We start from the raw sequence: 4,280 nt of genomic DNA on the forward strand, positions 1-4,280 counted from the left end.
TGTACGATCGTCTCGTAGTCGCTTGCCGAAGCCGAATGCACACGACCGATCACCTCGTGCGTGCTCGGGTTGACCACTTCGAGCAGGCCGGCGTCGGTCGTCTTCGACCATTCGCCGTTGCCGAGATAGGTGCCGGAGACGGTGCCGGTCAGGCCGAGGGCCGCGAGAATCTTGTCGGACATGGGTGTTCCAGTTTGGCTGAAGATAGCCGCTAATTATAAACCGGGGATTGGCCCCGTCCGGAACCGGGATGCAGGAATCGGATGGGGCCAATGCTATGCTCGGCTTCTTACCGGAGGCGCCGATGCAGACGCAGAAACGAGGCTTCGACAAGGATCTGGCTATCTTGCTGGTGCTCGCCGCAGCCAAGCTGGTTTTCCATATCGCAACGAACGGACAGTACGGGTTCCATCGCGACGAGCTGCAGTTCCTAAGCGACGCGCGCCACCTCGACTGGGGCTTCGTTGCCTATCCGCCGCTGACGCCGTTTCTCGGCCGCATCGAGTGGGAGTTGTTCGGCGCCTCTCTGACTGGATTCCGCTTCTTCCCCGCGCTCGCGCAAAGCATCGTTTTCGTCGTCGCCGGGCTGATGGCGCGCCGGCTGGGCGGAGGACGGGCGGCTATGCTGGTCGCGGCATTCGCCGTCGCGCTTGGGCCGGTTTCACTATCGGCTAGCAATCTGATGCAGTACGTCAGCTTCGATTTCCTCTGGTTCGTGCTGCTCGGGTACTTCGTCGTCTGCCGCATCGAGTCGGGCGACGCGCGCTGGTGGCTCGCGATCGGTGCGATGGTCGGACTCGGCATGATGACCAAGTACACGGCAGCGTTCTTCGCCATGGGGCTGGTCGCCGGAGTCGTGCTCACTCCGTTGCGCGCCGATCTGCGCAGCAAGTGGCTGTGGTGCGGCGTCGCGTTGGCGTTGCTGATCTTCCTGCCGAACCTGGTCTGGCAGTTCCGCCACGACTTCGTCACTCTGGACATGCTCCAGCACATCCATGCGCGCGACGTGCGCAACGGCCGCGCCGACGGTTTCTGGCTGGAGCAGCTCTACATCGCGAGCAATTTCGTCACGGTGCCGCTGTGGTTGCTCGGACTCTGGTTCGTATTCGCGACGGAGCAGGGCAGGCGCTGGCGCATTCTCGGCTGGATGGCGCTCGTGTCGTTCGCAATCTTCGTCGTCGCGCGTGGCCGTGGCTATTACGCCGCGCCCTTGTATCCGATGCTGATCGCGGCGGGTACGGTGCAGTTGCAGACGTTCATCGATTCCATGCGTGAGGCGAAATGGCGGCGCGGCGGGTGGGCGGTGTCGTTTGCCGTCGTGCTTTGCGGCGCGAGCATGCTGCGCATATGTCTGCCGCTGGTATCGGTAAATTCGCCCGCGTGGGGGCGCGTCAACGAAATCAACGGTGATTTCCGCGAAGAACTGGGCTGGCCGGAACTCGTGCGTGAAGTCGCGCGCATCCGCGATGGCCTGACCGTGGAGGAACGTGCACAAACCGGCATCTGGGCGAGCAATTACGGCGAAGCCGGCGCGCTCGATCTGTATGGCTCGCAATACGGCCTGCCGCAGGTGTGGAGCGCGGCCAACTCGTTCTGGCTGCGCGGACCCTATGGACCGACGCCACAGAACATGATCGTCGTCGGTGCTGGTCGCAAGGATCTCGATCAGCCGTGCACGACGGTCGAACTCGTCGGCCACACCGGCAACGAGGCCAAGGTCGAGAACGAAGAAACGAAGTGGCATCCGGACATTTTTCTCTGCCGCGGCGTACGCAAGCCGCTTGCGGAGTTGTGGCCGAAGCTGGCCGAGTTCATGTAGGTATCGGAAAGCGCAAGGCGCGCAGCACCCGTCTTATGCGGAGCTTCCGGCTGGCGACACTTGGCCCGGCTTCCAGTCCGCAGCGGCGAGTTTGTCGAGCAGAGCGATGACGGCGGCGCGGCCCAGCTTGTCGTGAATCGGCAGGATGAGCAGATCGCCGTCGCGCGCCCATTCGAGTGCAGCGCGCGCGGCGTCGAGCTCCTCGCTGGCGACGATCAGGGCATTGTCCGCCACGCCGTTGCGCAGCAACTCGCCGCGGAGCAGGGCGACGACTTCGCCCGGCATGCGTCCGCGCGCAAAACTCGCGAGTTCCTTGAGCACGATGAGGTCGGGGCGGAAGTGCGCCGCGACCGATGCCAGGCCGCGTATATCGGCATCCTCGCGATTGCCGGCCTGGCCGAGCACGATGGCGAGCCGACCTTGCGGCGAGATTGCGCGCGCCACGTCGAGCAGGCCGCGCAGTCCTTCCGGATTGTGCGCGTAGTCGACGATCACCGTCGTCGCGCCGAAATGCCAGCGCATCAACCGCCCGGGGTTGTCGTTGTTGCTCGCGCCGAAGTGCGCGCACACCTGCGCGATGACGGCATCGCCGATGCCCAGCGCGTGGGCGAGCAGCGCGGCGCCGGCTAGGTTGGCGATATTGTATTTCGCCACTCCGTTTGCGCTCAGCGGCATGTCGACGATGCGGCCGAGCGCGCGATCGACGCCCCCAGCGTGCAGGACGAGTTCTCCGTCACGCACGCCGCAGGTTGCGCCGCCGTGTGTGCGATGCTCGATCAATAACGGATGATCCGCGTCGAGCGCGAACCACGCGATCCGGCATTTCAGGCCGGCCGTGTGGCGCGTGAGTATGTTGTCGTCGGCGTTGAGCACGAGCATGCCGTCGGCGACCAATGCGTGTGCGACGACGAGCTTGGCATCGGCAAGGTCGTCGAGGTCGTGCACGCCGTACTCGCCGAAGTGGTCGGCGCTGATGTTGGTGACGATCGCCGCCTGCACACGCTCGACCGCGAGCCCGCGGCGCAGGATGCCACCGCGCGCGGTCTCAAGGATCGCCGCTTCGCTGCGCGCGTCGCGCAACGCGGCGCGTGCGCCGGCGGGGCCGGAATAGTCTCCGCTCGCGACGAGTTCGCCGCCGATGACGACGCCGTCGGTACTGCTGAACGCCGTGCGGCGTCCCGCGCGCTCGCTGATCGCGGCAACGAGGCGCGTCGTCGTCGTCTTGCCATTCGAGCCGGTGACGAGCGCGACCGGAATGGCGTGCAGCGATTTCCATTCAACGGCGTTGGGCGCGGGCAGTGCGTCGAGCGACCACGTTTGCGCGCCGTTACCTTCGCCGAACGTCAACTCGGTGTCGTCGAGAAGCATGGGAAGGCCGCGCCGATGTGCTTCGTCGATCAAAGTGACTAGATCGGGGCGGCGCTCGGCGGCCGCCGCGAGGCGCAGCGTCTGCAGCGCGAGCCCATCATCCCAGATCGCCGGATAGGCCGGGGCGTGAAACCAGGTTTGAGCTACGAGCGCTGTGAAGTCCTCCCCTTCAAGAGGAGGATTTAGGTGGGGATTGTGTTGATGTTCTGCGGTGGCGCTCCGAACGCCACCGCCACCCAACCCTCCACTTGAAGGGGAGGGTTCAAGTGCCATGCACAACGCGTACTCGTTGACTTCGGTGGCGGTGAAAAGCTGGTCGATGGGCGCGGCAATCGCGAGTGAGCCGGCGCCATCGCGCAATCGTGCTGCCGTTTCGATTTCCGGCCAGCCGAGTTCGCGGCGCAGGTGTTCGACCTCGGTGCGCCAGCGCTCCACGGCGGCATTGTCCACAAGTATACCCGGCGCGGTTTCGAGCACGGCGCCGGGCACGGGGAAATAGAGATTGGCGCCGGTCAGGCGGCGCGAATCTTCGAACGGAATTGTCATGCGATGCTTTAGTCTTCGGTGTCGCGCGCGAAGCGGATGCCGCGTTCGTCGCGGATCAGACCATCCATTTCGACGACCGCGCGTTCCTCGATCGCAGGTTCGATCGCCGCGACCGGCTCGACGCGCTTGACCGCCGGCGCGGGCGTGCCTTCAGCATGGAATTTGGTGATCTGTTTCCACGAGCGCGCGAGCGCGTCAGCGAAGACCAACAGCAGGTCGCCCGGTTGGCCCATCTTCAGCGCAGAGGCTATCGCTTCCTGCTCGTCGGGGATGATCGTGATCGCCACATCGGCGACGCCTTTTTCCCTCAACGCCTTGGCGATGATGCGCGGCACCTCGTCGCCGTCGCGGCCGCGCAGCGCGTCGTCGCGGCGCACGATGTAGTGGTCGAACTTGCCGGCGACGGCGCCCGCGATCTCAACCAGGTCTTCGTCGCGGCGGTCGCCCGGACCGGCGACGACGATGATACGGCGTCCGCTCACGTCGAGACGCCCGGCAAGATCGGCCATCACGCCGACGGCGTGCGCGTTGTGGCCGTAGTCCATGA

General features: G+C 65.4%; 3 protein-coding genes and 1 pseudogene. 1 reads left to right on the top strand and 3 read right to left on the bottom strand.

All coding sequences use genetic code 11. The features are described from left to right. Positions 1 to 182, bottom strand: a pseudogene (locus VF497_RS09515) (aldehyde dehydrogenase family protein); the annotation flags it as partial. Positions 183 to 304: 122 nt separating this feature from the next. Here VF497_RS09515 and VF497_RS09520 point away from each other — a divergent pair. Then, the gene (locus VF497_RS09520) at positions 305 to 1,819 is read left to right on the top strand and encodes a glycosyltransferase family 39 protein (RefSeq protein ID WP_330888037.1); all 1,515 of its coding nucleotides are present in this window, start codon (positions 305 to 307) and stop codon (positions 1,817 to 1,819) included. Between the two features lie 33 nt (positions 1,820 to 1,852). Here VF497_RS09520 and VF497_RS09525 read toward each other — a convergent pair whose 3' ends face one another. Next, positions 1,853 to 3,733, bottom strand: coding sequence for a Mur ligase family protein (locus VF497_RS09525; RefSeq protein ID WP_330888039.1), 1,881 nt, complete (start codon positions 3,731 to 3,733; stop codon positions 1,853 to 1,855). An 8-nt stretch (positions 3,734 to 3,741) separates the two neighbouring features. After that, positions 3,742 to 4,280: glutamate ligase domain-containing protein (locus VF497_RS09530; RefSeq protein WP_330888041.1), on the bottom strand; the 539-nt coding region annotated here is incomplete at its 5' end.

The sequence above is a fragment of the Rudaea sp. genome (assembly GCF_036383415.1).
Classification (GTDB): domain Bacteria; phylum Pseudomonadota; class Gammaproteobacteria; order Xanthomonadales; family Rhodanobacteraceae; genus Rudaea.